At 58.3% G+C, this 25,577-nt stretch carries 22 protein-coding genes and 1 pseudogene; 14 read left to right on the forward strand and 9 right to left on the reverse strand.

Annotated elements, in window-relative coordinates; all coding sequences use genetic code 11:
- Positions 1-152: 152 nt before the first annotated feature.
- From fba to tkt, 4 genes are read right to left on the reverse strand one after another with little or no spacing between them, the layout of a single operon-like run.
- Positions 153-1,217, reverse strand: a complete 1,065-nt coding sequence (fba, locus tag AC13E3_RS07520; protein ID WP_048496096.1) for a class II fructose-bisphosphate aldolase — start codon at positions 1,215-1,217, stop codon at positions 153-155.
- Positions 1,218-1,271: 54 nt separating this feature from the next.
- A complete protein-coding gene (locus AC13E3_RS07525) occupies positions 1,272-2,432 on the reverse strand; it encodes a phosphoglycerate kinase (RefSeq protein ID WP_008175289.1) in 1,161 nt (386 codons plus the stop codon).
- 29 nt (positions 2,433-2,461) lie between these two features.
- The gene (gene gap, locus AC13E3_RS07530; RefSeq protein ID WP_008175297.1) at positions 2,462-3,493 is read right to left on the reverse strand and encodes a type I glyceraldehyde-3-phosphate dehydrogenase; all 1,032 of its coding nucleotides are present in this window, start codon (positions 3,491-3,493) and stop codon (positions 2,462-2,464) included.
- Positions 3,493-5,493, reverse strand: a complete 2,001-nt coding sequence (gene tkt, locus AC13E3_RS07535; RefSeq protein ID WP_092031990.1) for a transketolase — start codon at positions 5,491-5,493, stop codon at positions 3,493-3,495. The genes gap and tkt overlap by 1 nt, the downstream gene beginning before the upstream one ends.
- Positions 5,494-5,737: 244 nt before the next feature.
- Here tkt and AC13E3_RS07540 point away from each other — a divergent pair, with 244 nt between their 5' ends.
- From AC13E3_RS07540 to AC13E3_RS07595, 12 genes are all read left to right on the forward strand, one after another.
- Positions 5,738-6,730, forward strand: a complete 993-nt coding sequence (locus tag AC13E3_RS07540) for an ArsR/SmtB family transcription factor (RefSeq protein ID WP_227499645.1) — start codon at positions 5,738-5,740, stop codon at positions 6,728-6,730.
- 149 nt (positions 6,731-6,879) lie between these two features.
- A complete protein-coding gene (gene metK / locus AC13E3_RS07545) occupies positions 6,880-8,070 on the forward strand; it encodes a methionine adenosyltransferase (protein ID WP_008175302.1) in 1,191 nt (396 codons plus the stop codon).
- Between the two features lie 68 nt (positions 8,071-8,138).
- Positions 8,139-9,533, forward strand: a complete 1,395-nt coding sequence (ahcY, locus tag AC13E3_RS07550) for an adenosylhomocysteinase (RefSeq protein ID WP_008175303.1) — start codon at positions 8,139-8,141, stop codon at positions 9,531-9,533.
- A 12-nt stretch (positions 9,534-9,545) separates the two neighbouring features.
- Positions 9,546-10,415 (forward strand): methylenetetrahydrofolate reductase [NAD(P)H], encoded by an 870-nt coding sequence (gene metF / locus AC13E3_RS07555; RefSeq protein ID WP_482901874.1) that lies wholly within the window; start codon positions 9,546-9,548, stop codon positions 10,413-10,415.
- A 230-nt stretch (positions 10,416-10,645) separates the two neighbouring features.
- Positions 10,646-11,404, forward strand: coding sequence for a transporter substrate-binding domain-containing protein (locus tag AC13E3_RS07560; RefSeq protein WP_482901875.1), 759 nt, complete (start codon positions 10,646-10,648; stop codon positions 11,402-11,404).
- Between the two features lie 91 nt (positions 11,405-11,495).
- Entirely contained in the window at positions 11,496-12,167 is a 672-nt protein-coding gene (locus AC13E3_RS07565) for an amino acid ABC transporter permease (protein WP_014578168.1), read from the forward strand.
- 13 nt (positions 12,168-12,180) lie between these two features.
- On the forward strand, positions 12,181-12,927 hold the full coding sequence (locus tag AC13E3_RS07570) for an amino acid ABC transporter ATP-binding protein (RefSeq protein ID WP_008175309.1): 747 nt from the start codon (positions 12,181-12,183) through the stop codon (positions 12,925-12,927).
- A 166-nt stretch (positions 12,928-13,093) separates the two neighbouring features.
- Positions 13,094-14,176, forward strand: a complete 1,083-nt coding sequence (locus AC13E3_RS07575; protein WP_482901876.1) for an OprO/OprP family phosphate-selective porin — start codon at positions 13,094-13,096, stop codon at positions 14,174-14,176.
- Positions 14,177-14,358: 182 nt separating this feature from the next.
- A complete protein-coding gene (locus tag AC13E3_RS07580) occupies positions 14,359-14,523 on the forward strand; it encodes a hypothetical protein (RefSeq protein ID WP_008175313.1) in 165 nt (54 codons plus the stop codon).
- Positions 14,524-14,640: 117 nt separating this feature from the next.
- On the forward strand, positions 14,641-15,369 hold the full coding sequence (locus AC13E3_RS07585; protein WP_008175315.1) for a TorF family putative porin: 729 nt from the start codon (positions 14,641-14,643) through the stop codon (positions 15,367-15,369).
- Positions 15,370-15,622: 253 nt separating this feature from the next.
- Complete coding sequence (locus tag AC13E3_RS07590) at positions 15,623-16,975, forward strand: adenosylmethionine--8-amino-7-oxononanoate transaminase (protein ID WP_482901877.1); 1,353 nt, start codon at positions 15,623-15,625, stop codon at positions 16,973-16,975.
- 29 nt (positions 16,976-17,004) lie between these two features.
- Positions 17,005-17,739 carry a 16S rRNA (uracil(1498)-N(3))-methyltransferase gene (locus AC13E3_RS07595; RefSeq protein ID WP_482901878.1) on the forward strand — a complete coding sequence of 245 codons (735 nt, stop codon included), beginning with the start codon at positions 17,005-17,007 and terminating at the stop codon, positions 17,737-17,739.
- A 148-nt stretch (positions 17,740-17,887) separates the two neighbouring features.
- Here AC13E3_RS07595 and AC13E3_RS07600 read toward each other — a convergent pair whose 3' ends face one another.
- The 4 genes and pseudogenes from AC13E3_RS07600 to AC13E3_RS07615 all read right to left on the reverse strand — a co-directional run.
- Positions 17,888-18,088, reverse strand: coding sequence for a YHS domain-containing protein (locus AC13E3_RS07600; RefSeq protein ID WP_008175323.1), 201 nt, complete (start codon positions 18,086-18,088; stop codon positions 17,888-17,890).
- 113 nt (positions 18,089-18,201) lie between these two features.
- A complete protein-coding gene (locus AC13E3_RS07605; RefSeq protein WP_288366557.1) occupies positions 18,202-19,389 on the reverse strand; it encodes a thiolase family protein in 1,188 nt (395 codons plus the stop codon).
- Positions 19,386-21,146 (reverse strand): DUF3141 domain-containing protein, encoded by a 1,761-nt coding sequence (locus AC13E3_RS07610; RefSeq protein ID WP_482901879.1) that lies wholly within the window; start codon positions 21,144-21,146, stop codon positions 19,386-19,388. The genes AC13E3_RS07605 and AC13E3_RS07610 overlap by 4 nt, the downstream gene beginning before the upstream one ends.
- A 36-nt stretch (positions 21,147-21,182) precedes the next feature.
- Positions 21,183-21,278: pseudogene (locus AC13E3_RS07615) on the reverse strand (hypothetical protein); the annotation flags it as partial.
- A gap of 398 nt (positions 21,279-21,676) precedes the next feature.
- Between AC13E3_RS07615 and AC13E3_RS07620 the strand changes: the two are divergent.
- Positions 21,677-22,906, forward strand: coding sequence for a DUF445 domain-containing protein (locus tag AC13E3_RS07620; RefSeq protein WP_273156945.1), 1,230 nt, complete (start codon positions 21,677-21,679; stop codon positions 22,904-22,906).
- Between the two features lie 110 nt (positions 22,907-23,016).
- Positions 23,017-24,066 (forward strand): HDOD domain-containing protein, encoded by a 1,050-nt coding sequence (locus tag AC13E3_RS07625; protein WP_273156947.1) that lies wholly within the window; start codon positions 23,017-23,019, stop codon positions 24,064-24,066.
- Here the strand turns inward: AC13E3_RS07625 and AC13E3_RS07630 are convergent.
- Positions 24,049-25,410 carry a YihY/virulence factor BrkB family protein gene (locus AC13E3_RS07630; protein WP_008175341.1) on the reverse strand — a complete coding sequence of 454 codons (1,362 nt, stop codon included), beginning with the start codon at positions 25,408-25,410 and terminating at the stop codon, positions 24,049-24,051. The genes AC13E3_RS07625 and AC13E3_RS07630 overlap by 18 nt on opposite strands.
- Positions 25,411-25,577 lie beyond the last annotated feature (167 nt).

The following is a 25,577-nucleotide window of genomic DNA, read 5'->3' on the forward strand; positions in this document are numbered from 1 at the left end:
GGATCCTCACCACTGGTTATTCTGCTGGGCGTACGCCCGCTTACTAACCACTATATTTGATGAGATTGGGGAAATTACAAGGGGAAGGTCGTTCGTACTTGAGGTGGGTCAGGCATTTGGGGCGGAGATCCGCCCCAAATGAATAACATAACTTACTTAACTTTCGGATCCAGCTCACCGGAGGCGTAACGCTCGAACATGCGCTCAAGGTTCACCGGCTTGATTTTGCTGGCGTTGCCGGCACAACCGAAGGCTTCGTAGCGTGCGATGCACACTTCGGTCATGGCCTTCATCGTTTCCTTGAGGAATTTGCGCGGGTCGAACTCGGCCGGGTTCTCAGCCAGGAAGCGACGAACGGCGCCAGTGCTGGCCAGACGCAGGTCGGTATCAATGTTGACCTTGCGCACGCCGTGCTTGATGCCCTCTACAATTTCTTCGACCGGCACACCATAGGTTTCCGGAATCTCGCCACCGTATTCGTTGATGATCTTCAGCCACTCCTGGGGTACGGAGCTGGAGCCGTGCATAACCAGGTGGGTGTCCGGGATGCGAGCGTGGATGGCTTTGATCTGGTCGATGGCCAGGATGTCGCCTGTGGGCGGACGGGTGAACTTGTAGGCGCCGTGGCTGGTGCCGATGGCAATGGCCAGGGCATCAACGTGGGTTTTCTTGACGAAGTCCGCCGCTTCTTCCGGGTCGGTCAGCATCTGGCTGTGATCCAGGGTACCTTCGGCACCGATGCCGTCTTCTTCACCGGCCTGGCCGGTTTCGAGAGAACCCAGGCAACCCAGCTCGCCTTCTACGGAGACACCGCAGGCGTGGGCCATTTCAACGGTGCGACGGGTAACGTCGACGTTGTATTCGTAGTCGGTGGGGGTTTTACCGTCTTCACCGAGGGAGCCGTCCATCATCACGGAGCTGAAGCCCAGCTGGATGGAGCGCTGGCACACGGAGGGGCTGGTGCCGTGGTCCTGGTGCATGACCACCGGGATGTGCGGGAATTCCTCGATGGCCGCCAGGATCAGATGGCGCAGAAATGGCGCACCGGCGTACTTACGGGCACCGGCGGAGGCCTGGACAATCACCGGCGAATCGGTTTTGTCGGCGGCTTCCATGATGGCGCGCATCTGTTCCAGGTTGTTGACGTTAAAGGCTGGCACACCGTAACCATGCTCGGCGGCGTGATCCAGCATTTGCCGCATCGAAATCAGGGCCATGGGTCGTCTCCTTCATTTGGACTTTGGGGATAGTTGGATTCTTTCAGTAACTCGTTACGCGCCGCGTTCTTCCAGCACCGCTACTGCCGGGAGCGTCTTTCCTTCTACGAATTCCAGGAACGCGCCACCACCGGTGGAGATATACGAGATTTTGTCAGCAACGCCGTACTTGTCAACGGCGGCGACGGTATCACCACCGCCGGCGAGGGAGAAGGCGTCACTTTCGGCGATGGCATTAGCAAGCGCTTTGGTGCCGTTGCCGAACTGGTCGAATTCGAAAACGCCAACCGGGCCGTTCCAGAGGATGGTTTTGGCGTTTTTCAGCAGTTCAGCGAATTCGCCCGCGGTCTCTGGGCCCACATCGAGAATCATGTCGTCGTCGGTGACGTCGGAGATGTTCTTGACGGTTGCGGTGGCGGTTTCGGCGAACTCGCTGGCAACAACCACGTCGACCGGCAGCGGGATTTCAACGCGACTGGCGATGTCTTTGGCGGTGTCGATCAGGTCGTGTTCGCATAGCGATTTGCCGACCGGGTGACCGGCCGCGGCCAGGAAGGTGTTGGCGATGCCGCCGCCCACGATGATGGAGTCACACACTTTCTCAAGGGCGTTGAGCACGTCCAGTTTGGTAGAAACCTTGGAGCCGCCAACGATGGCAACCACCGGTTTGGCCGGGTTGTCCAGGGCTTTGCCAAGGGCTTCAAGCTCGGCCGCCAGCAGCGGGCCGGCGCAGGCCTCTGGGGCGAATCTCGCCACGCCGTGGGTGGAGGCCTGGGCGCGGTGCGCCGTGCCGAAGGCGTCCATGACGTAGACATCGCACAGGGCCGCGTACTTCTTCGCGAGGTCTTCGTTGTCTTTCTTTTCGCCCTTGTTGAAGCGAACGTTCTCGAACAGGACAACTTCGCCATCGGCGACTTCAACGCCGTCCAGATAGTCCTTGATCAGGCGAACTTCCTGGCCCAGCACCTTGGTCAGGTGGTCGGCGACCGGCTTCATGGAGGAGGCTTCGTCGTAAACGCCTTCCTCCGGGCGGCCCAGATGGGACATCAGCATGACTTTGGCGCCCGCGTCTTTAGCCGCCTTGATGGTGGGCAGTGACGCGCGAATGCGGGCGTCACTGGAGACTTTGCCGTCCTTGACCGGCACGTTCAAATCTTCGCGGATCAGCACTCGCTTACCGGCGAGGTTAAGGTCGGTCATTCTCTTGATGGCCATAACGTTCGTCCCTTCAACAAAATTTCAGATTAAGAATGTTTGGTTAACCAGCTTTTGCTGACATCGAGCATCCGGTTCGCGAACCCCCACTCATTATCGAACCAACACAGCACTTTCACCATGGTGCCCCCGGTGACCCGGGTCTGGCCGCCATCCACCACGCCGGAGTGGGCATCGTGGTTGAAGTCGGAGCTGGCCAGCAGTTCGTCGGTATAGCCGAGTATGCTCTTTAACGGGCCGTTGGCGGCCTCTTCTAACAGGTTGTTCACCGCTGCCACGTTGGTGGCTTTGCCCACGTTCACCACCATGTCGATGGCGGAGACATTCATGGTCGGCACCCGCATGGCGACCGAACTGAACTTGCCTTCCATGCTCGGCAGCAACCGCTCAATACCTTTCGCAAGACCGGTTTCCACCGGAACGATGTTGTGCAGGGCGCTGCGGGTTCGTCGCAAATCCTGGTGGTGGTAGGCATCGATAACCGGCTGGTCATTCATGGCCGCGTGAATCGTGGTGGTACTGCCCTGCTGCACGCCAAAGGCGTCGTCCAGCACCTTGATCACAGGCACCAGGCAGTTGGTGGTGCAGGAGGCGGCTGCAACGATCACGTCTTCCGGTGTGAGATCAGCGTGGTTGACCCCGTAGACAACGGTGCGGTCCACATCGGACTCGGCCGGCTGCGAGAAGAGCAGGCGTCTGGCCCCGGAATCGATGTGCTTCTCGGCCGTAGCACGATCCGAGAAGGCGCCGGAACATTCCAGTACCAGATCGACATCAAGCAGGCGCCAGGGCAGCTCTGCCGGGTCAGCGTGACTCAACACGCGGATGGCATCGCCATTGACCATCAGATCCTGACCCGATACCGAAATGTCACCCTGGAAACGCCCGTGGGTGGAATCGTATCGGGTCAGGTGGGCAATGGTGTCGATATCCGACAACTCGTTGATCGCGACCACCTGAAGGTGATCGCGGAAGCCGTTTTCATAAAGCGCACGCAACACGCACTGGCCGATTCGGCCGTACCCGTTGATGGCGACACGAAAAGGCGCAGAGTCCGTCATCAGGCGTCCAGAAGCTCAGCAGCCACTTCCAGGACATTGTCGACGGTAAAGCCGAATTCCTTGAACAGCTCACCGGCCGGGGCGGACTCACCAAAGGTGGTCATGCCGATGATGCGACCGTCCAGGCCAACGTACTTGTACCAGTAATCGGCAATGCCGGCTTCAATGGCGATGCGGTTGGTGACATCCAGCGGCAGGACCTGCTGCTTGTACTCGGCGCTCTGGGCATCGAACACGTCCGTGGACGGCATGGAAACCACGCGCACGTTCTTGCCCTGATCACGAAGCTGGGCAGCCGCATCCTGCGCCAGGCCGACTTCGGAGCCGGTGGCAATCAGGATCAGGTCCGGCGTGCCTTCGCTGTCTGACAGGATATAGGCGCCCTTGGCTACGTCCGCCAGCTGTTGGGCATCGCGCGGCTGTGCCGGCAGCCCCTGACGGGAGAAGACCATGGCGGTCGGGCCATCGGTGCGCTCAAGAGCTGCTTTCCAGGCCACTGCGGATTCAACAGTATCCGCCGGACGCCACATGCTCATGTTGGGCGTGGTGCGCAGACTGGCCATCTGCTCGATAGGCTGGTGAGTCGGGCCATCTTCACCCAGGCCGATGGAGTCGTGGGTGAACACGAAGATGGAACGCTGCTTCATCAGCGCAGCCATGCGCACGGCGTTGCGGCAATATTCCATGAAGATCAGGAAGGTCGCGCCGTAGGGCACGAAACCGCCGTGCAGGGCGATGCCGTTCATGATCGCAGCCATGCCGAATTCACGGACACCGTAATAGATGTAGTTACCGCTGGCATCTTCCTTGGTCAGACCCTTGGTGTCGGACCAGATAGTCAGGTTGGAACCGGCCAGGTCGGCAGAGCCGCCCATCAGTTCCGGCAGCAGCGGGCCGTAAGCGTTCAGAGTGTTCTGGGACGCCTTGCGGGAAGCCACAGTCTCGGCCTTGTCCTGGCATTCCTGGATGTAAGCCTGGGCCTTCTCGGCAAAGTCGGCGGGCAGGTCGCCAGCCATGCGGCGCTTGAACTCAGCCGCCAGTTCCGGCTCCGCCTTTTCGTAGGCGGCAAACTTCTGCTCCCACTCGGACTGGGCAGCAGCACCTTTTTCACGGGCGTTCCAGGCACTGGCGATGTCGGCCGGAATTTCGAACGGACCGTACTGCCAGCCCAACTGCTCGCGGGTCAGGGTGATTTCGTCGTCACCCAGGGGGGCACCGTGACAGCTTTCCTTGCCCTGTTTGTTCGGGGAACCAAAGCCGATGATGGTCTTGCAGCAGATCAGCGTGGGCTGTTCGGTGTTGGCACGGGCGGCTTCGATCGCGGCGCGAATGGCGTCAGCATCATGGCCGTCGACTGCGGGAATCACCTGCCAGCCGTAAGACTCGAAACGCTGCGGGGTGTTATCAGTAAACCAGCCATCCACTTCGCCATCGATGGAGATGCCGTTGTCGTCATAGAAGAACACAAGCTTGCCGAGGCCGAGGGTGCCTGCCAGGGAGGCAACTTCGTGAGAGATGCCTTCCATCAGGCAGCCGTCGCCGAGGAACGCGTAGGTGTAGTGGTCAACAATCTCGTGGCCCGGACGGTTGAACTGCGCTGCCAGGGACTTCTCGGCAATGGCAAAACCAACGGCGTTGGCAATGCCCTGGCCCAGAGGACCAGTGGTGGTTTCAATGCCCGGGGTGTAGCCGTACTCGGGGTGGCCCGGCGTCTTGGAGTGCAACTGGCGGAAGTTCTTGATGTCGTCGATGGAAACGTCGTACCCGCTCAGGTGCAGCAGGGAATACTGCAGCATGGAGCCGTGACCGTTGGACAGCACGAAGCGGTCCCGGTTGGCCCACTGAGGGTTGGCCGGGTTGTGGCTCAGGTAATCGTTCCACAGAACCTCGGCGATATCCGCCATACCCATGGGCGCACCCGGGTGGCCGGACTTGGCTTTCTGAACCGCATCCATGCTCAGCGCGCGAATGGCGTTGGCGAGATCTTTACGAGACGGCATTGACGTTTCTCCAGTGTTTTGCAGGAAAAGAATTCGCAGTGATTAAAGGGCGATCAAAATGAGGCGCGTATTTTCGCCGATTAGTGTGTGCCGGGGCAAATCGGCATGTGCCTGTTTCACGATTGTTTGCCTGTGGATTTCCGAAAGGTCTGATTTCAAAGAACGATAAGTCTATATCAAAATTTTTTGATATGCCTATTGATTGACCACCCGAAGCCCCCTACACTTCGTTTCCATGACATCCATGAACACACACGCCGACAACCTGTCCTCCGTGGACGCACTGGCCCCGATCTTCAAAGCAGGCGGGGATCCGTTGCGCCTGGAGATTCTGCGTGTGTTGAGACGGGATACGTTCGGAGTTCTGGAGCTCAGCCAGTTGTTTGATATGCGCCAGTCCGGCATGAGTCACCACCTGAAGGTAATGAACAAGGCTGGTCTGCTTGAGCCCCAGCGTGAAGGCAATGCGATTTTCTACCGTCGCCCGCTGCACCTGGACAGCGACAAGCCAACCGACCAGACCATCCGACAGATATTTGAAGCGGTAGACCGGGTGCCACTGCCACCACATCTGCAGGAGCGCATTGAGGCCATCCGCACACAGCGCGCAGACCAGTCCCAGGCTTTCTTCGCCCGGCATGCGGAGCAGTTCCGCGAGCAGCAGGAACTGATCGCCGCTTTTGATCTTTACGCAGAGCCGGTCGCGGAAATGATCCGCAAACGGTCCCGCAAACATCAATGGCAGGCCGCACTGGAAATCGGCCCCGGCGAAGGTGCCTTCCTACCGGTTCTGGCAGAGCTTTGTGGGCATGTGGTTGCACTGGATAACAGCCGGGACATGCTGGCCAAGGCAACCCGCACCTGCATTGACGAACGGCTGAACAACATCGACCTGATAGAAGGTGTTACCGATACCCTGCTGGCCAGGGGCGACGCCTTCGACCTGGTCGTTGCGAATATGGTTCTGCATCACGTGCCCAGCCCCGCTGACATCTTCCTTGATGCCGCGGCGTTGATGAACAACGGCGGCTGCTTCGTAATCAGCGACCTGTGCAGTCACGACCAGGACTGGGCAAAAGCAAACTGCGGTGATCTCTGGCTCGGGTTTGAGCCGGAAGAGCTTACCACCTGGGCCGCGGACGCCGGCCTGGTTGCCGGAGAACAGCTGTTTATCGGCTTGCGGAACGGGTTCCAGATCCAGGTTCGGGAATTCTGGAAACACAGCGGTCAGATTTGACGACCTGGATCGCAATATCAACAAATTTTGATATACGGATACGTAGTTTTACGTATCCTCACACAGACCAACAAACCGGATACCGGAAAGCGCTTTAAGAAAACCGCTTACCGGCCTGAATTTGAATCGCTCACAGAGGAGCATGCGCTATGGCTGACTACAACATCTTCACTTCCGAATCGGTCTCTGAAGGCCATCCGGACAAACTGGCAGACCAGATCTCTGATGCCGTGCTGGATGCCATCCTGACCGACGATCCCCATGCCCGCGTTGCCTGCGAGACCATGGTAAAAACCGGTGTGGCCATCGTTGGCGGTGAGATCACCACCAGCGCCTGGGTGGATCTGGAAGACCTGGTGCGCGGTGTCATCAAGGACATCGGCTACACCTCCTCGAAAGTGGGCTACGACGGCGACACCTGCGGTATCATCAACATTATCGGCAAGCAGTCCGTCGATATCGCCCAGGGCGTTGATCGCAAGAAGCCTGAAGACCAGGGTGCCGGCGATCAGGGCCTGATGTTCGGCTATGCCAGCAACGAAACCGACGTACTCATGCCGGCGCCGATCACTTTCTCTCACCGCCTGGTGCAGCGACAGGCCGAGGCCCGCAAGAGCGGCCTGCTGCCGTGGCTGCGCCCGGACGCCAAGAGCCAGGTGACCTGCCGCTACGAAAACGGCCGGGTTGCCGGTATCGACGCCGTGGTTCTGTCCACCCAGCACGATGAAGACGTGACCCAGGAAGACCTGAAAGAAGCGGTGATGGAACTGATCGTCAAGCACGCCTTGCCGCCCGAGCTGCTGCACAAGGACACTCAATTCCACATCAACCCGACCGGCAAGTTCGTGATCGGTGGCCCCGTTGGTGACTGTGGCCTGACCGGCCGCAAGATCATCGTCGACACCTACGGCGGTATGGCGCGCCACGGTGGTGGTGCGTTCTCCGGTAAGGATCCGTCCAAGGTTGACCGCTCTGCCGCTTACGCCGGCCGTTACGTAGCCAAGAACATCGTCGCCGCCGGCCTGGCCGACAAGTGCGAGATCCAGGTGTCCTACGCCATCGGCGTAGCCCAACCGACGTCGATCTCCCTGAACACCTTCGGAACCGGCAAGATCAGCGACGACAAGATCATTGAACTGGTGCGCCAGAACTTCGATCTGCGCCCGTATGCGATTACCAACATGCTTGACCTGCTGCATCCGATGTATCGGGCAACAGCCGCCTACGGCCACTTCGGTCGCGACCCCTATGAAATGACGGTTGGCGGCAAAACCTTTACCGCCTTCCCGTGGGAGAAGACCGATCGCGCCGCGGCCCTGAAAGATGCGGCTGGTATCTAAACCGATTTCGGGCGTATGTCATCAGGCATACGCCCAAGCCAAACTGATTGAACTGACAGGAGAACACCATGAGCACTCCCGCAGAAAAGCTGAACAGCTTTGACGACTACAAAGTTCGCGATATTTCCCTGGCCGGCTGGGGCCGCAAGGAAATCAACATCGCTGAAGGCGAAATGCCGGCCCTGATGAAGCTCCGCGAGAAATACAAAGCCGAGCAGCCGCTGAAAGGCGCCAATGTGATGGGCTGTATCCACATGACCATCCAGACCGCCGTGTTGATCGAGACGCTGATTGAACTGGGTGCGAACGTGCGCTGGTCCTCGTGCAACATCTTCTCCACCCAGGACCAGGCCGCGGCCGCCATCGCCGCGCAGGGCATTCCCGTGTTTGCCTGGAAGGGCGAAACCGACGAAGAGTACGACTGGTGCCTGGAGCGTACAGTCGGAGCCGATGTAGACGGCTGGGAACCGAACATGATTCTGGACGACGGCGGCGATCTGACCGCCCTGCTCCATGAGAAGTACCCGGAAATCCTGGCTAACTGCCACGGCGTGACCGAAGAAACCACCACCGGTGTGCATCGTCTGCAGGAAATGCTGCGCGAGGGCACTTTGAAGGTGCCGGCCATCAACGTGAACGACGCGGTCACCAAGGCCAAGAACGACAACAAATACGGTTGTCGCCACAGCCTGAATGACGCCATCAAGCGCGCTACCGACCACCTGATGGCAGGCAAGAAAGCCCTGGTGATTGGCTATGGTGATGTAGGCAAGGGCTCTGCTGCTTCCCTGCGCCAGGAAGGCATGATTGTAAAAGTGACCGAGGCCGACCCCATCTGTGCCATGCAAGCCTGCATGGACGGATTCGAAGTTGTGTCTCCGTACATTGACGGCGTGAACACCGGTACCGAGTCTGCCGTGAACCGCGACCTGCTGCAGAACACCGATCTGCTGGTCACCACCACCGGCAACATGAACGTGTGCGACGCGCACATGCTCAAAGCCCTGAAAAGCGGTGCCGTGGTGTGCAACATCGGTCACTTCGACAACGAGATCGATACCGCCTACATGCGCAAGAACTGGGAATGGGACGAGGTGAAGCCGCAGGTGCACGTTGTGTACCGTGACAAGGCCACCAACGACCACCTGATCCTGCTGTCCGAAGGCCGCCTGGTGAACCTGGGCAACGCCACCGGTCACCCGTCACGGATCATGGATGGCTCCTTTGCCAACCAGGTTCTGGCCCAGATGTACCTGTTCGAGCGCAAGTTCGCCGATCTGCCGGAAGATGCCCGCGAGAAAGGCGTATACGTTCAGGTTCTGCCCAAGCACCTGGATGAGGAAGTGGCTCGGGCCATGGTGGAAGGCTTTGGTGGTGTTATCACCAAGATGACGCCGGAGCAGGCCAAATACATCGGTGTACCGGTCGAAGGCCCGTACAAGCCAGAAAGCTACAAGTACTGATCGGGTAAACAGATGCAATCCCAGAAACAGTTCAAGCGCCGTTTCAGCTTTGAGTTTTTCCCGCCCAAGACCGACCAGGGCAAGGAAAAGCTGCAGAACGTGCGCAACCAGCTGGCCGAGGTGAATCCGGACTTTTTCTCCGTCACCTTCGGCGCCGGTGGTTCCACCCGGGACCGCACCATCGAGACCGTGCTCAACCTGCATAGCCAGGGCATTTCCACGGCACCTCATCTTTCCTGCGTCGGGGGCACCCGCCAGGAAATCGGGGAGCTTCTGGATCTGTACCGGGAGCACGGAATCAACCGGATTGTCGCCCTACGGGGCGACATGCCCTCCGGTATGGGTGCCGCCGGTGAGCTGCGCTACGCCAACGAGCTGGTGGAGTTTATCCGTGAGCACAGCGGCGATACGTTTAACCTGGAAGTAGCCGCGTACCCTGAGTTTCATCCTCAGGCCCGCAACGCCGAAGAAGATCTGAAGAACTTTGCCCGCAAGGTTCAGGCCGGTGCCAACAGCGCCATCACCCAGTACTTCTTCAACGCGGACAGCTACTTCTACTTCATCGACCGGCTGGAGAAAATGGGCGTTACCATTCCGGTGGTCCCGGGCATCATGCCCATCGTCAATTTCTCCAACCTGGTTCGTTTCTCGGACATGTGCGGCGCGGAAATTCCTCGCTGGATTCGCAAACAGCTCGAAGCCTACGGCGACGACAGCGATTCCATCCGCAAGTTCGGTGAGGAAGTGGTCACCAAGATGTGCGAGAAGCTGTTGAAGGCCGGCGCGCCGGGATTGCATTTCTATACCCTGAACCAGGTGGAACCCAGTATCAGCATCTGGAAGAACCTGGGCATCAGTGAGCGGGAGAAGATTGCTTTTTGATGTAGTTCATTGCCGTCGGATTACGGTCCTCCGCACCGTAATCCGACACCCCTTGCCGACCGCCGCCCCCGTGCCAAGCATTTGATTTCCTGTGCTCATCTGCGTAATAGTCTAAAGTGTATGTGATGCAGTTCCATCAACGCTCCCCGGAGATCGCAGTCAACAGCAGTGATTGGTCCGGCTTGCCTTACCGGGCAAATGGAGCCTCATAAGAAAGAAAAGGAGAATGTATGAGCACGAAGTGGCTGAAGACCCTAAGCGCCAGCCTGGCACTGACCGTTGCTGCAGGAACCGTGAGCGCAGAAACCCTGCGCGTCGTCACTGACCCGAGTTTCGTTCCGTTTGAAATGATGGACCAGGAAACCGGTGAGATGATCGGTTTCGATATGGAGATCATCCGCGAGGTAGCCGACCGTGCAGGTTTCGAAATTGACCTCAACACCATGGACTTCAACGGCATCATCCCCGCCCTGCAAACCGGCAACGTCGACATTGCCATTGCCGGCATCACGATTACTGAAGAGCGTGAAGAGATCGTCGATTTCTCCGACCCGTACTACGACTCGGGTCTGCGAATCCTCGTTCGCGAGGGTAATGACGACGTTAGCGAATTCGACGACCTCGAAGGCAAGAAAATCGGCACCAAGATTGGTAGCACCAGTTATGACTACCTGGTCAAGAACCTTGACGCCGATGACGGTGTAACCCCCTACCCGGGCAGCTCTGATATGTACATGGCGCTGATGTCCCGTGCCATTGATGCAGTGTTCTACGATGCGCCAAACGTAGGCTACTTTGCCCGCACCAAAGGTGAAGGCAAGGTGACAACCGTCGGCCCGCTGTATGAAGGCCAGCAGTATGGTATTGCCCTCAAGAATGGCAGTGAATGGGTTGATGATGTAAACGACGCCCTTGCCGCAATGAAGGAAGATGGCACTTACAAAACCATCTACGAAAAATGGTTTGGCCCCATGCCCGAGGGCATGTAAGGGCTCCCGGACCCCAGAGGTCTGATTCCCTTTGCCGGGGCTTCACTGCCCCGGCACTTCGTGACTCCAAAACTCTGCGGAGACTCTCATTGTGGAATTCCAGTTTCAGTTCGACTGGCAGGCAGCCATCGACTCTATCCCTTTTCTGATAAAAGGGATCCCCTACACCCTGCTGATCTCCTTCGGCGGTCTTCTGATCGGTTTTGCTCTGGGCATTTTCTTTGGCCTGCTGAGCATCAACAAGAAGTGGTTCCTGCGGTGGCCGGCCACCGCCTACATCGAAATCTTTCGTGGCACTCCGATCCTGGTTCAGGTCCTCTTTATTTTCTACGGCCTGCCGGACCTGATTGGCGGTCCAATTGATCCCTTGACGGCCGGCATCGCGGCCATCGCTTTGAACTCCGGCGCCTACATATCCGAGGTGGTCCGGGGTGGCGTTCAGTCCATCGACAAGGGCCAGACCGAAGCCGGGCTTTCTCTGGGGCTGTCCCGAACCCAGACCTTCTGGTCTGTCGTGTGGCCTCAGGCGTTCCGTCGCATGATTCCGCCGCTGGGTAACCAGGCCATTGTCAGCATCAAGGACACATCCCTGTTCTCGGTGATCGGCGTCGGCGAGCTGGTCCGCCAGGGCCAGATCTATATTGCCAACACCTTTACCGCCTTCGAGGTGTATTTTGTGGTCGCGATCCTCTACCTGGCCATCACCCTGTCCCTGTCCATCATTCTCCGCTTCGTTGAGCGCCGCGGACTGGCTTCTGTCTGAAGGAACGTTACCCATGACTCAGATTGTAAAAATGAAGGGCATGAACAAGTACTTCGGGAAACTGCATGTCCTCAAAGATATTGACCTTACCGTTGAACAGGGCGAAGTGGTGGTTATTATCGGCGCCAGCGGCTCCGGCAAATCCACCCTGATTCGCTGTGTGAACGGCCTTGAAGAATATGAATCCGGAACACTGGAAGTGGACGGCCAACAGCTCGCGCCCAAGAGCGGCAATCCGAAAGCTCTGGCTGAAATCCGCAAGGAAGTCGGCATGGTATTCCAACAGTTCAACCTCTTCCCTCACCTCACGGTGAAAAAGAACATCATGCTGGCGCCCAAGAAGGTCAAGGATGCTCCGGAAACTGTTGCCAATGCCACCGCCGAGCGGTTGCTCAACCGTGTGGGCATCGGCAACCAGGCCGACAAGTACCCCAGCCAGCTGTCCGGCGGCCAGCAACAGCGGGTCGCAATCGCCCGAGCGCTGGCGATGGAACCGCGCCTCATGCTGTTCGACGAGCCAACGTCAGCCCTGGATCCGGAAATGATCGGTGAAGTGCTGGACGTCATGCGCGAGCTGGCCAAAGAAGGGATGACCATGATGGTCGTCACCCACGAAATGGGCTTTGCCCGCGAAGTGGCCGACCGGGTGATCTACATCCACGAGGGCCAGATTGTCGAGCAAGGCAAACCCGAAGACGTCTTCGACAACCCCCAGAACGAACGCACCCAGTCATTCCTGTCACGGGTACTCGCGCACTGAGCTAAGCCGCCCAGGCAAAGCCCCTGCTTCCGGGGGCTTTTCTTCAGGTTTTTCTTTTTTCAGGGTCGACTAATTGGTTTTCTGTAACTTTTTCGCAATGTTAGCCAAATTTACTTACCCCGGTGTTCCAAAATACACAAGCAAACCGACAAGGTAAGAGAAAACCATGGCTAAGAAATATTTGAGCTTGATGCTGGCGGTTTCCGCTGTTTCCGCACAGGCCGGTACTGTTACGACTGACGGTGAGGACCTGGTGATCAATACCGAGAGTGGTATTGAGGTCAAAACGTCTGATGATTTGGCATCCTTTCAGCTTGGTGGCCGTATCCAGTGGGATTACGACGCAACGCAGTCGGATGACAACGGCGTTGATACCAAGGATTTTGATGTGCGGCGTGCACGCTTATACGTCAAGGGCCATTATGGCGACTGGGCCTACAAGACTCAGTTTAACGTCGCGGAAAGTGAGGGTGCCGACGGCGGTGACGTCGAAGACCTTTACATTCGGTACCTGGGGTTTGGCTCAGTTGCAAGCGTCACCATCGGTAAGCAGAAAGAGCCTTTCGGCCTGGAAGAACTGACAAGCTCGAAAGACATTTCCGCGCTAGAGCGCTCCGCCATGACCGAGCGTTATGCTCCCGGACGCAGTGGCGGTATTCAGCTGAGCGGAAAGGGAAGTAACTGGACCTACGGTATCGGTTATTTTGAAGCGGATGGTGACGGCAGCAACGACTTCAATAATACGGCGATAACGGCACGGGGTACGTTTGCGCCGATTCAAACGAATGATGCCGTTGTTCATCTTGGCGCGGGTTATACCACGCGTGAGGCCGATGTTCAGGCTGATGAAATCGATACCTACAATCTGGAACTGGCTGGCCGTATGGGGCCTTTCCACGCTCAGGCCGAATACTTCGATTCCGAGGAAGGGCAGTTGGATGTCGATGGCTACTACGTGCAGCTCGGCTGGGTCATTACCGGAGAGAGTCGCCCCTACAAAGCGGGCGTGTTTAAGCGGGCAAAGCCGTCATCGCCCAGAGGTGCCTGGGAAGTAATCGCCCGTTTTGAAGAGGGTGATGGAAAATACAGTGATGTGGGGCTGGCCACAACCGACGGCGAGCAAACGACGCTGGGTGTCAACTACTACGCCAATAAGAATGTCCGACTCGGCATGAGCTACATGGATGGCGAGCAAGCCAGCGGCGAAAGCGGAGATGAGGTCCGTGCGCGGTTCCAGTATGCGTTTTGATCATGCATGATCCCCGGTTCCGCTTATGTAAGGCTCAAGCCAAATGGTAAAATTGCTGTATAAACAGCAAGATGGTTATTGGGTTTGGGTTCTGTCCGCGTTGGCGCTGATACTGGCGAGATAAAGAGTTAATCAGGTTTCAGGGGCAGATTTTTCTGCCCCTTTTTTATGGTGCGCCCGACATGGCGCGCAGCGCGTTGACCGGCGTTGTTCCGGCACAGCGCCGGGGCTGGCCGGATGACTTTGGGCGCAAAAAGGTCAAGGGCGACCAGGCTGGCACTAAAATCGAGCGCCACCCTGATCGAACGATGGATATCGCTCCATTTTGGGGCGCCGCGGATTTATGAATCGGACTTCGCCACTGCTTTTTAGATTTAAAGTTATAATAAACAATAAGTTATAATGATTGGCACCTTGTTTGCTCTTGAGGAATGCGAAAAGCGCAACTTAAAAAGGTGTACATAATGGATAAGCAAGTTCTCAGAAAATCCGGATTGCTCGGTGTTGGTCTGTTTGCAGTTCTTCAGGCAACTCCTTCAATGGTCAGCGCTGACGTAAGCGCCAATGTAGGCGTCTCCAGCAATTACCTCTTCCGTGGCGTGACACAAACAGACAATTCAGCTGCTGTCCAGGGTGGGCTCGACTACGAGCATGCGTCCGGCTTGTATGCCGGTGTATGGGGTTCCAATGTGGATTTTGGCGACGGGACCAGTTATGAGTTTGACCTCTATGCGGGTTACTCGGGCGCTATCAACGATATCGGATATGACGTCGGGTATATATATTATGCTTACCCGGACGCTCCCGCCTCTATTGATTTCGGGGAGATATACGGGGAGCTGAGTTACGGGTATTTATCCGCGGGGCTAGCCTATACAGTAAACAGTGACAACAGCACACCAGGGCTGTTCGTGGAAGGTGATGTCTTCTATTACCTGAGCGCCCACATGCCATTGGAAAATGATTTCAGTGCAGGTGTTACATTAGGCTACTACGACTTTACCGACGACAAAAAACCGTCCGTGGGCGAGGCGAGCTATGGACACGCCGCCGTCAACGTGACCAAGGATGCGGGAACGCTCGGCTCCGTCAGTATCAATCTGGAATATTCGGATATCGACCCGGACAGCGCCCTTGGCTCCGTCAACTCGGATGATCCGAAATTCTGGCTTGGCTGGAGTAAAAGCTTCTGATTACGGACGCTTTTCCAGTGATTTTGGTCAAGTGAAAGCAGGCCCGGTCAATGGGCCTGCGTCCTGAAATCCTGCTACAGTAAATTATTGGGATTTTTTAATCCCCGTCCCATCAGCGTCCCCTTAGTCTTTCTTAAGGAATTCCGAGGCTCTGGAAGTTTGTCGGCATTGGCCAGTCGCCGCTGTTAACGGTAATATCCGCACAGGTTAACCGCCGACAATCCAGAACACGACCGTCTGATGGAGAATTCTCATGCGCAATGCTGACCTCGTCGCCCGTGGCCTCAAATCCGTGTGGCATCCCTGCACCCAGATGAAAGACCATGAAGGAACCCTGCCACTGGTCCCGATCAAGCGGGGCGAAGGTGTCTGGCTGGAAGACTTTGAGGGCAACCGGTTCATCGACGCCGTGAGCTCCTGGTGGGTCAACCTGTTCGGCCATGCCAATCCGAGAATCAACGCCGCGATCCAGGAACAAATTGGCCAGCTTGAGCATGTCATCCTGGCCGGCTTTACCCATGAGCCCGTGGTCAACCTGTCCGAGCGCCTGATTGAGGCAACTCCGGAAGGACTCAACAAATGCTTTTACGCCGACAACGGCTCGTCCGCGATCGAAGCCGCCCTCAAGATGAGCTTCCACTACTGGAAAAACCACGGTAAACCGGGCAAGAAAAACTTCGTGAACCTGAGCAACAGCTACCATGGGGAAACTCTGGGCGCACTGGCCCTCGGCGATGTATCTCTGTACAAGGACACCTACCAGCCTTTGTTGATGGAAGTCCTGACGGCGCCCTCCCCAGATGCGTTTAACAAAGAACCGGGTGAGACCGATGAGGATTACGCACTGCGCCAGTTTGAGGCCATGGAAACACTGCTGGCCGAGAAGCACGACGAAATCTGCGCCGTGGTGGTGGAGCCGCTGATCCAGTGCGCCGGCGGCATGCGCATGCACCATCCCATCTACCACACCAAACTGCGGGAAGCCTGCGACCGCTATGGCGTGCACCTGATTGCCGATGAGATTGCCGTTGGTTTTGGCCGCACCGGCACCCTGTTTGCCTGTGAGCAGTCGGGCATCACTCCGGATTTCATGTGCCTGTCCAAGGGGCTCACCGCCGGCTACCTGCCTCTGTCGGTGGTACTGACCACCGATGATGTCTACAACGCCTTCTACGACGACTATGAGACCCTCAAGGCGTTTCTGCACAGCCACAGCTACACGGGCAACCCCATTGGCTGCGCCGTGGCGTTGGCGACCCTGGACATCTTCCGGGATGACAATGTGATTGAGAGCAACCGCGCGCTCTCCACGTGCATGGCCAAATCCGTCGCCCATCTTGCGGAGCACCCCAATGTCGGCGACATTCGCCAGCATGGCATGACCATGGCGGTGGAAATGGTGAAAGATAAAGCGTCGAAAACGCCCTTCCCCTGGCAGGAGCGCCGTGGCATTCGTGTTTACCAGCATGCATTAACCCGCCAGGCCTTGCTTCGCCCCCTGGGTAATGTGGTTTACTTCATGCCGCCTTACGTGATCACCGAAGAACAGATCCGCCATCTGGGCCAGGTTGCGACGGAAGGCATTGAGATCGCAGTTCGCGACTGACAGCCGCCCGGAATCTGAGAGACCAGCTCATGCGCATACCCCGCATCTACACCGATTCCGCCCTCACCGAGGGCGGCACCGCAGCACTTGATGACAACGCCGCACAACATGTGGGCCGGGTATTGCGCATGCAGCCGGGACAGGAGCTGCTGCTTTTCAACGGTGATGGCAACGACTACCCCGCCACCATTTCCAGTGCCAGCAAGAAGAACGTGGAAGTCCAGGTTGGTACTCCGCAGGCCAACGCTACCGAATCCCCCCTGGAAATCGTTCTCGGCCAGACTCTCTCCAAGGGTGACCGCATGGACTACGCAGTGCAGAAAGCGGTGGAAATGGGCGTTACCCGCATCGTGCCGCTGAGCACAGAACGGTGCGACGTAAAACTCAAGGGCGACCGGGAAGACAAGCGCCTGCGCCACTGGCAATCCGTCGCCATCAGCGCCGCCGAGCAATGCGGTCGCGCCCGGGTGCCCGAGATCCTGCCGGTGATGACCGTTTCCCAGTGGCTGGAACACAGCCGGGACTGCGAAGTGCGTCTTGTCCTTCACCACCGTACCGAGCATGCACTCAAATCCATTATCCCCCCCGAACGCGTCGCCCTGATGATCGGCCCCGAGGGCGGCCTTTCCCCCGAGGAAATCGCCCAGGCGGAAAAAGAAGGTTTCCTGCCGGTGGCCCTGGGCCCTCGGGTACTGAGAACCGAAACCGCACCGGTTGCAGCCATGGCGCTTTGTCAATGGCTATGGGGCGATATCGGCAGCTGACCAACCCCGACCGTGCCGCCGTCTCGATCTGGCGCCCACGTCATCGACATAGAGGGGTCGGCGACATAATCCCTGTCAGCCTGCAGCAAAGCCGGGCATCACTCAACAGCCAGGGCGGCGCCGATCACGATCACGAATGCTGCCAGGTTCACCCACGCCTTGACCCATGCTGCCGGTGCGCCCGAACATACCGTTCGGGGTCCGCGTCGAACTGTTCGCGGCAAGCCGTCGCACAGAAGTAATAGTGTTTACCCTGGTATTCGGACTCCGCAGGGGCTGTCTTGTAGCTGACCTGCATGCCACAGACCGGATCCTCGAAAGATTTTTGCTCTTCTCGTCCGCGTTTCATTGTTGCCCTCTCTCTTTTACAGTTCACAATAATGCAGATTTTGCTGCGCCTTTCCACTAACAGACCACCGCATCGGTGAGCTTATCGAGCTGCGCGTGCGGGTTGATTCGTGATTACGCCAGGCGTTCCAACGCCAGCGCTACCCCCTGGCCGCCACCGATGCACAGGGTAACCACGCCACGGCGCACGCCATCCCGGGCCATGGCGTGTAACAGCCGGGTGGTCAGCACTGCGCCGGTGGCTCCGATTGGATGGCCGTGCGCAATCGCGCCGCCTTCCACGTTAACGATATCCTCGGCCAGACCGAGCTCCCGGGTCAGGGCAAGGACGATGGCGGCAAAGGCTTCGTTGATCTCGATGCGCTCGATATCACCCATGCTCCAGCCGGCACGTGCCAGTGCCTGTTGCACCGCCGGTACCGGGCCCAGGCCGAAATAGCCGGGCTCCACCGCGCCGATGCCGTAACTCACCAGCCGCGCCATGGGCTCAAGGCCACGGCGTTCCGCCCAGGCGCGATCAGCGACGATCATTGCTGCCGCACCCGTGTTCAGCCCAGGGGCGTTACCGGCGGTAATGGTGCCGTCCTTGCGGAAGGCCGGCCTGAGTTTGCCGAGGCCCTCGGCGGTGGCGTCGGGGCGATTGTGCTCATCGCGCCCGAAGGCCGCCGTGCCCTTGTGGGATGTGACTTCGACCGGCACGATCTCGGCGTCGAAGCGTCCTGCCGCCTGAGCCTCGCTGAAGCGTTGCTGGCTGCGCGCCGCCCAACGGTCCTGGTCCTCGCGGCTGATGTCAAAGCGGCTGACCAGGTCTTCGGTGTGCCACCCGGAGTGCTGATCAGAGAAGGCATCATTGAGCCCGTCGCGCAGCATGCTGTCGTAAATCTCGCCATTGCCCATGCGGTGGCCCCAGCGCCCGTGCAGATCCAGATAGGGCGCAAGATCCATGTTCTCCATTCCGCCGGCGATAGCACAGTCACGATGCCCGAGCATCACCTCCTGCGCGGCGTTAATCACCGCCTGGGCGCCGGAGCCGCAGACCCGGTTGACCGTCATGGCCGGCACCGACACCGGCAATCCGGCGTGGATCGCAGCCTGGCGCGCCGGATTCATCCTGGCGCCGGCCTGAACCACCTGACCCAGCACCACACTCTGCACATCGTCGGGGGTCAGGCCCGAGCGGCGCAGGCTCTCGGCGATGGCAGTAGCACCGAGGTCGGGTGCCGGTATGGCCTTGAGTGTGCCACCGTAGGTACCGATGGCTGTGCGTACCGGGGCGCAGAGAACGACGTTGGATTCTTTCATGATTGATCACCTCGCGTATCTGTTTTGTCCTTGCCGGGCCATAACCCGCCATAGAGCCTTTTAAACGCCATCTCGAAGACACTGTCGCGGGCCGTGCCCGCAAGCGTCAGTGCCGAGGCGATGGAGTCGCTCATTGACGTCTCCCATTGCCGATAGGGGTTACTGCTATTGACCGGCGTTGGCCTGGTCTCCATCCTCTCGGCCAGCCACTTGACCCCGCCCATCCAGGGCGCGAAGCGCTCCGAGAACATCAGGCGGCTGGTTCTTGCCGGATGCAGTTGGCGCAGCATCTCGGCCGACCAGGGGGTGGTGACCCGCCGTACCCAGGGCCCGGCAAAGGTCTCGTAGAGGGCCACATTGCGCCTGGAGAGGGCTTTTACGCGCTCGAACTCCGGTGCCTGGTCCGGGTACTCCAGATCTTCCACCTGACGTTCCTCGAAACGCACCTGGAACTGGGGCTTGTGACAGTCCGGGTCGCCGGTGGGGTTGTCTATCTTCATCTCGTAGAGCCCGGGGGCAAGGTCATTGAGATCGCCGACGCTCTCGAGGATCGCCCGGTGCTCCAGCCGTGCGACCTTGGCGGAAACGAAGATTCCCAGATGGCCAACGTGTGGGTTGATCAGGTAGACGATGCGCTGGCCAGCGGCCTTGAGTGCCTTGGTGTCCGGGTACACCGCGGGGATCCAGTTGAGCGCCTGGTGCGGTGGGGTGATGTTGTCTCCACTGGAGGCGAAGATCACCAGCGGGTTGCGGATGCGCTTGAGGTCAACGGTGCAACCGGGATGGACTTCAAACTCGCCACGCTCCAGCTTGTTACCGATGAAGAGATTCTCGACGATAGCAACAATCTCTTCCTTGCTCAGGCTATAGAAGCCGGTCCACCAACGCTCGAAGTCCAGAAATCGCTCGCGCTGACCGTCGATGTCGGCAAACAACTGGTAGTCCTTCTGCCACAAGGTATTTGCCGGCTTGAGGGATTCGAAGTTGGCCGCCAGATGGGCGCCATCAAAGCGCCCGCCCCCCAGGTCCGCCAGCAGGTGCGTCACCCAGGCGCCGCCCAGCAGCCCGCCGGCGAGGCGCATGGGATTAACGCCGGATTCGCCGGACCAGTAGGACAGCGGTGAGCCGTTAAGCACCGCCGGCCCGACCAGGCCCTCACAATCAGCCGAGAGCAGTGCGATGGCCCATCCCGCCTGGCAGTTGCCGTAGAGCACCGGCGGCATGCCGGGATGGCGCTCGGCCAGCGTCTCGACGAAGCGCCGCAGTACGTTTAACACGTCCTCCAGCGTCTGCCCGGGCATGGGCTCGGGGAAGAAGATCGCGAAATAGACCGGGTGCCCCTCGTGGAGTGCCATGCCCACTTCGGAATCTTGCTTGAAACCGCCGATACCGGGGCCATGACCGGCGCGCGGATCGACGATCATCACCGGCGGTTTGGTCTCGTCAAGGCAGTCTTCCAGACAGTCCTCGCCGACCCGGGTGATACGTAGCAGGGCATAGTTGGCGGGGTGCTCCAGCCGGCGGCCGTCCAGGATCATTTCATAGTCGAAGTCGAGTAGCGGTGGCTTGCCGGCCTGCTCATGCTCGAGCATGTTATTGGCTCGCTCGCGCAGGGTGTCCAGGTAGCGCACCCAGCGCCGCCACAGGTCGGTCTGGTAGGCGAACAGTTCCGCCGCCGGGTTGCTCTGGATGGTGGCCTGTTTGTCGGGCCTGACCGACGGATCGGGCTCCTTGTCTCTCGTTAGCTTGGTATTCATAGTCGTTCTAGCTCTCAGTGTCAGGATATGGTTTGGTTAAACTGGTTCTGCGAGGCGCAGCCGGATTGCCAGCCAAACGAAGATGAACACCCCAACTGTTTTGCTCAGTATGAAACCGAGGGCCACCCCGAGGAAGACATTGCCAAAATCCGCACTTCAATCTCTCACCGCGATACGGGAATCTGCTCGACCCATGGACCAGAACAGGACGAGGTGAGAGCATGTAGCTTTCGGCTCTTGCTAACCGTTAGTGTCCAGTCTATGTGATCAAGCTGAATCCAGACTGAACACATACTTCCTGCCCGGAAATGGTTATGAGGCAATATCAGCGGTTGATCAACTCCCGACCGTGCCGCCGTCGCAAGCTGGCTCCCAGGTCATTGACAGCGCGTGGGCACTTCTGAAACCGTGCGGAGCCATGGATGGCGGAGCCGAGCATACAGGGACGTATTCACAGCGTGTTTCAGAAGCGCCTGCCCGCGCCCGCTCAGAGTCAGAGCAAAAATACTAAAGAGACTGCGAGTACCAGGATGACAAGCCTGCTAAACACCCAAGAATTCTGGCAATACCTCAGTATCCCGGTCATTGCCGCCCTGATTGGCTGGACCACCAACTGGCTTGCCATCAAGATGACCTTCTACCCCCTGGAATTCATCGGCAAACCACCGCTGCTTGGCTGGCAAGGCATTATTCCCTCCAAGGCGCGAAAAATGGCGGCCATCAGTGTCGATGCCACCATTTCAAAGATCGGCACCGTTCGGGAGATCTTCCAGCAGATCGATCCGAAAGTCCTCGCCACCCATATCGTTCACTCCGTCGAACCCCGCATCGAAGAATATGTGGACGAGATGATGCTGAAGGAATACCCCACCTTCTGGGAAAACCTGCCGGCCTCGGCCCGGAAGATGGTCTACGATCGCGTCCGCAAATCCACGCCTCAGCTGGTGGACAATCTGGTGGAAGACGTGTCCGACAACATCGAGGACCTGCTGGATATCAAGGGCATGGTCATCGAGCGCCTGGCCGCCGACAAGGAGCTGCTGAACCGGATCTTTATTGAATGCGGCGAGGTGGAATTCCGGTTCATCATCAACTCGGGGCTCTACTTCGGCTTCCTGTTCGGCCTGATCCAGATGGCGGTCTGGTATGTCTACCCGAGCTGGTGGGTGCTTCCCTTCTTCGGCCTTCTGGTGGGCTGGGCCACCAACTGGATTGCCCTGAACGTGATTTTCCGGCCGCTGCACGCGAAAAAAGTCGGCCCCTTCCGGATTCAGGGCCTGTTCCTGAAACGCCAGCCGGCCGTGGCGGAGTCCTTCTGCCACATTGTTACCCACGAGATTCTCACCGTTGGCAACATTATCAACGCCATTCTCGACGGCCCCAAAGGCGACCGCGCCCGCAACATGGTCAAGAAGCACATCAAACCGCTGGTGGATGAAACCGCTGGCATGGGCAAGGCGCTGACCCAGATGGCCTTTGGACCCACCGGCTTTGCCACCCTCAAGAACAAGGTTGGCGAAAAAGCCATCGAGATATCGCAGACATCATTCAACAACCCGGTGTTCGAGAAAGATCGGGCCCGGGCCGTGGAATCCATCATGGTCGAGCGGATGATTGCCCTGTCTTCCGAAGAGTTTCAGGACTTGCTCCGGCCCTGTTTCCAGGAGGATGAAATCAAACTGATCCTGGTGGGCGCATTCCTCGGCTTTGGCGCCGGTGTCTGCCAACTGGTGTTCGTGTTCGGGGAGTCATTCCTGTAAATTCCTGCAATAATTCACGGGCTTAAAACCTGTGCAAGGATGCGTCGTACATCTATACTCTCGGAAACGGAGGTTCATTACTTCGAACAGGTTCGACCCGGAGGCAACGGATGCCAGGTTTTCTCTCCTGGATTTCAGGATTATTCGCAACAAAGCAGCCTGCACCGCCGGCTCCGGAAGCGCGGCTGTTCAATCCGGCTCCGGAGAACCCGGCCAACGACACTCCGGACACAGGCCCGGAACTCGCCCAGCATCTGGAAGACCACTTGTTCTCCTGGCTGCTGGACGCAGAACCCGCAACGTTGCGGGCCGATCTTTCAGTATGGGATGAGGTGCTGGAAGAGCTACACAAGCGCCTTACCAACAACCGGATGGAAGAGCTTCCCCGCCAACCCATGAGCCTGCCGATGCTCATGCGGGCCCTGTCCGATGAATCAACCGACCGCCATCGGCTCACAGAAATCATTCTTGGTGATCCGTCGCTGACCGATCAGCTACTCCAGATTGCCAACAGCCCCTACTTCCGAACCAGTGACCATGCCATTGAATCGGTAGACCAGGCGGTGTTTGTGCTGGGGGTGGATGGCATCCGGAACGTCATTTCCGCAGCCGTCATGCGCCCCATGATGGCGGCAAGGAACAGCCGTGAAGCATTATTTGGCCAGCGCGCCTGGCGCTGGGGTCTGACCTGTGCCCGGGCAGCAGAACTGATTGCCAGAACACAGGGCGAAGACACCAGTGCGCACTTCATGGTGGGTTTGCTGCCCTCATTGGCTTACATCACTATCCGTCGGGAATTGCAGCGCATCTGCCGGTCACGCACAGCAACTGGTGAACCGGAGCCAGCGCTTATTCGCCATGCCCTGGCGAGGTACCAGTGGGCCACCTGCCAGCTACTTGCGAATGAATGGAACCTTCCTCCCAAGTACCACGCCTATCTCCTGGCGGCAGAACGACCAGCCCCCAGGCAGAAGCATACGCCTCTGACCGATGGCATGGTCATTGGTACCCGGGAAGTACTCAGGCACGCCCACCAGCGGAATCTTGCGGAAGAGGATCTGCCCAAAGTGGTGCGCCTGACCCCGGAGCAAATCAGCAGCGTGCGACAGGCGCTGCAGAAGATGCTCCGGGAGGGCGGCCGCTCAACTGTCAGAAGCTGACACAGGTTCCGCCTGAGCGCGACGCCTGGGCTTCTCCAGGTCATCACCGGCCCGCAACAACTCAGCGAAGGTTCGCGTTTCCTCCACCTTGCGCGGGCCTATCAATTCGGCAGGGATGACCTTTGGTAACCGGTCAACGATCCGGTCCTCATCGTTGCGCACCACTTTCAAAACCTCGCCCACGGTGATCAGATCCAGCGCACGCCCCGGCACAAGTCGATCGCCCTGGCTGCCGGCCAGGCTAAGCAGCCCCGCCCGGATCAACTTGTCACTGAGCGCGCGGGTTACTTCGCCTGGCACCCTCAACTGGTGTTCCAACACCTCCTGCTGAGGTGCCGGCTTACCCTCGCTGAAGGGTTTGGCCACCAGCCACATGGTCGCTAACGCTACATTCTCCTGCAGTTCCGGCGCCAATTGCACTTGCCGGCGCTTGGCCACTGATCCCGGATTCTGCAGATAGAACGCCAGGCTGGCACCCAGAAGCAGGATCATCCAGTTCAGATAGATCCAGATCAGCAGGATGATGCCGATGGCGAAACTGGAATAGATTGCTGCGTACTTGGCAGAGCCCGCCACAAAGGAGGCAAACAGCATTCCGCCTGCCTGCCAGGAAACACCAGCCACCAGACCGCCGATGGCCGCATAACGCAACTTGACCCGGGTATTGGGCATGAACACGTAAACGAACGTGAATGCGCCAACCACCAGGAAAAATGGGGTGAAACGGCTGGCAACAAGAATTACCGAACCAAACGGCTCAATTTCTATGAGCTTCTGGACAATGGTTGAGGAAAAAATGGTGGCGCTGACGCCAATGGCCGAAACCATCAGCAGTGGTCCCACCATGATCACGCTCAGGTAGTTACTGAAGCGCTGCGCCATGGAGCGCATATCCGGGACGCGCCAGATCATGTTGAAGGAGCGTTCTATTTTCTGCAGCAGGGAAACCACCGTGTAGACCAACAACGCCAGCCCCACAGAACCGAGCACTCCGACTTTCATGTTATCGACGAATCCGAGAATCTGCTCGGCGAGCTCTATCCCCTGGGGTCCCAGCGGTTCAAAGAACTGGAACAGGAACGGCTCCATTCGCTGATGCACTCCCAGCGCCTTCAACACCGAGAAGCTAAGGGCAAGCAGAGGCACGATACTCAGCAGGGTTGTGTACACAAGACTCATGGCATGGAGAGTCAATTGTCCACTGAGAACATCCCGGGCCATCGCATAGGCAGTGCGGCCGACCTTGTACAACCAGGTCCAGGGCCAACTCTGGGGCGGATTGGGATTCGCCAGAATCCAGCGCTCAGCTGCCTGAAGCCGGTCTTTTAATTGGAATGAAGCCACTTTAGGTCCTGTCGTTCCATGTTTTGTTCAGATTATCAGTCAGATATCCGGTGTAACCAGAGTATGGCCGATTAACGGCAGTTTGCGAGGGACACACATCCAATATAACCATATCATCATTTATTACCTCCTCTTATAACAGATCTTCTGTAAAAAGGCCGCTATTC

The sequence above is a fragment of the Marinobacter sp. L-80 genome, assembly GCF_056859395.1.

Bases quoted from the DNA above. Each gene is read 5' to 3' on its own strand.
- metK (WP_008175302.1), top strand. From the start codon at position 6,880: ATGGCTGACTACAACATCTTCACTTCCGAATCGGTCTCTGAAGGCCAT.
- AC13E3_RS07560 (WP_482901875.1), top strand. From the start codon at position 10,646: ATGAGCACGAAGTGGCTGAAGACCCTAAGCGCCAGCCTGGCACTGACC.
- AC13E3_RS07620 (WP_273156945.1), top strand. From the start codon at position 21,677: ATGACAAGCCTGCTAAACACCCAAGAATTCTGGCAATACCTCAGTATC.
- AC13E3_RS07600 (WP_008175323.1), bottom strand. From the start codon at position 18,088: ATGAAACGCGGACGAGAAGAGCAAAAATCTTTCGAGGATCCGGTCTGT.
- AC13E3_RS07575 (WP_482901876.1), top strand. From the start codon at position 13,094: ATGGCTAAGAAATATTTGAGCTTGATGCTGGCGGTTTCCGCTGTTTCC.
- AC13E3_RS07610 (WP_482901879.1), bottom strand. From the start codon at position 21,146: ATGAATACCAAGCTAACGAGAGACAAGGAGCCCGATCCGTCGGTCAGG.
- AC13E3_RS07580 (WP_008175313.1), top strand. From the start codon at position 14,359: ATGGCGCGCAGCGCGTTGACCGGCGTTGTTCCGGCACAGCGCCGGGGC.
- fba (WP_048496096.1), bottom strand. From the start codon at position 1,217: ATGGCCCTGATTTCGATGCGGCAAATGCTGGATCACGCCGCCGAGCAT.
- AC13E3_RS07525 (WP_008175289.1), bottom strand. From the start codon at position 2,432: ATGGCCATCAAGAGAATGACCGACCTTAACCTCGCCGGTAAGCGAGTG.
- tkt (WP_092031990.1), bottom strand. From the start codon at position 5,493: ATGCCGTCTCGTAAAGATCTCGCCAACGCCATTCGCGCGCTGAGCATG.
- AC13E3_RS07590 (WP_482901877.1), top strand. From the start codon at position 15,623: ATGCGCAATGCTGACCTCGTCGCCCGTGGCCTCAAATCCGTGTGGCAT.
- ahcY (WP_008175303.1), top strand. From the start codon at position 8,139: ATGAGCACTCCCGCAGAAAAGCTGAACAGCTTTGACGACTACAAAGTT.
- gap (WP_008175297.1), bottom strand. From the start codon at position 3,493: ATGACGGACTCTGCGCCTTTTCGTGTCGCCATCAACGGGTACGGCCGA.
- AC13E3_RS07585 (WP_008175315.1), top strand. From the start codon at position 14,641: ATGGATAAGCAAGTTCTCAGAAAATCCGGATTGCTCGGTGTTGGTCTG.
- AC13E3_RS07540 (WP_227499645.1), top strand. From the start codon at position 5,738: ATGAACACACACGCCGACAACCTGTCCTCCGTGGACGCACTGGCCCCG.
- metF (WP_482901874.1), top strand. From the start codon at position 9,546: ATGCAATCCCAGAAACAGTTCAAGCGCCGTTTCAGCTTTGAGTTTTTC.
- AC13E3_RS07625 (WP_273156947.1), top strand. From the start codon at position 23,017: ATGCCAGGTTTTCTCTCCTGGATTTCAGGATTATTCGCAACAAAGCAG.
- AC13E3_RS07570 (WP_008175309.1), top strand. From the start codon at position 12,181: ATGACTCAGATTGTAAAAATGAAGGGCATGAACAAGTACTTCGGGAAA.
- AC13E3_RS07605 (WP_288366557.1), bottom strand. From the start codon at position 19,389: ATGAAAGAATCCAACGTCGTTCTCTGCGCCCCGGTACGCACAGCCATC.
- AC13E3_RS07595 (WP_482901878.1), top strand. From the start codon at position 17,005: ATGCGCATACCCCGCATCTACACCGATTCCGCCCTCACCGAGGGCGGC.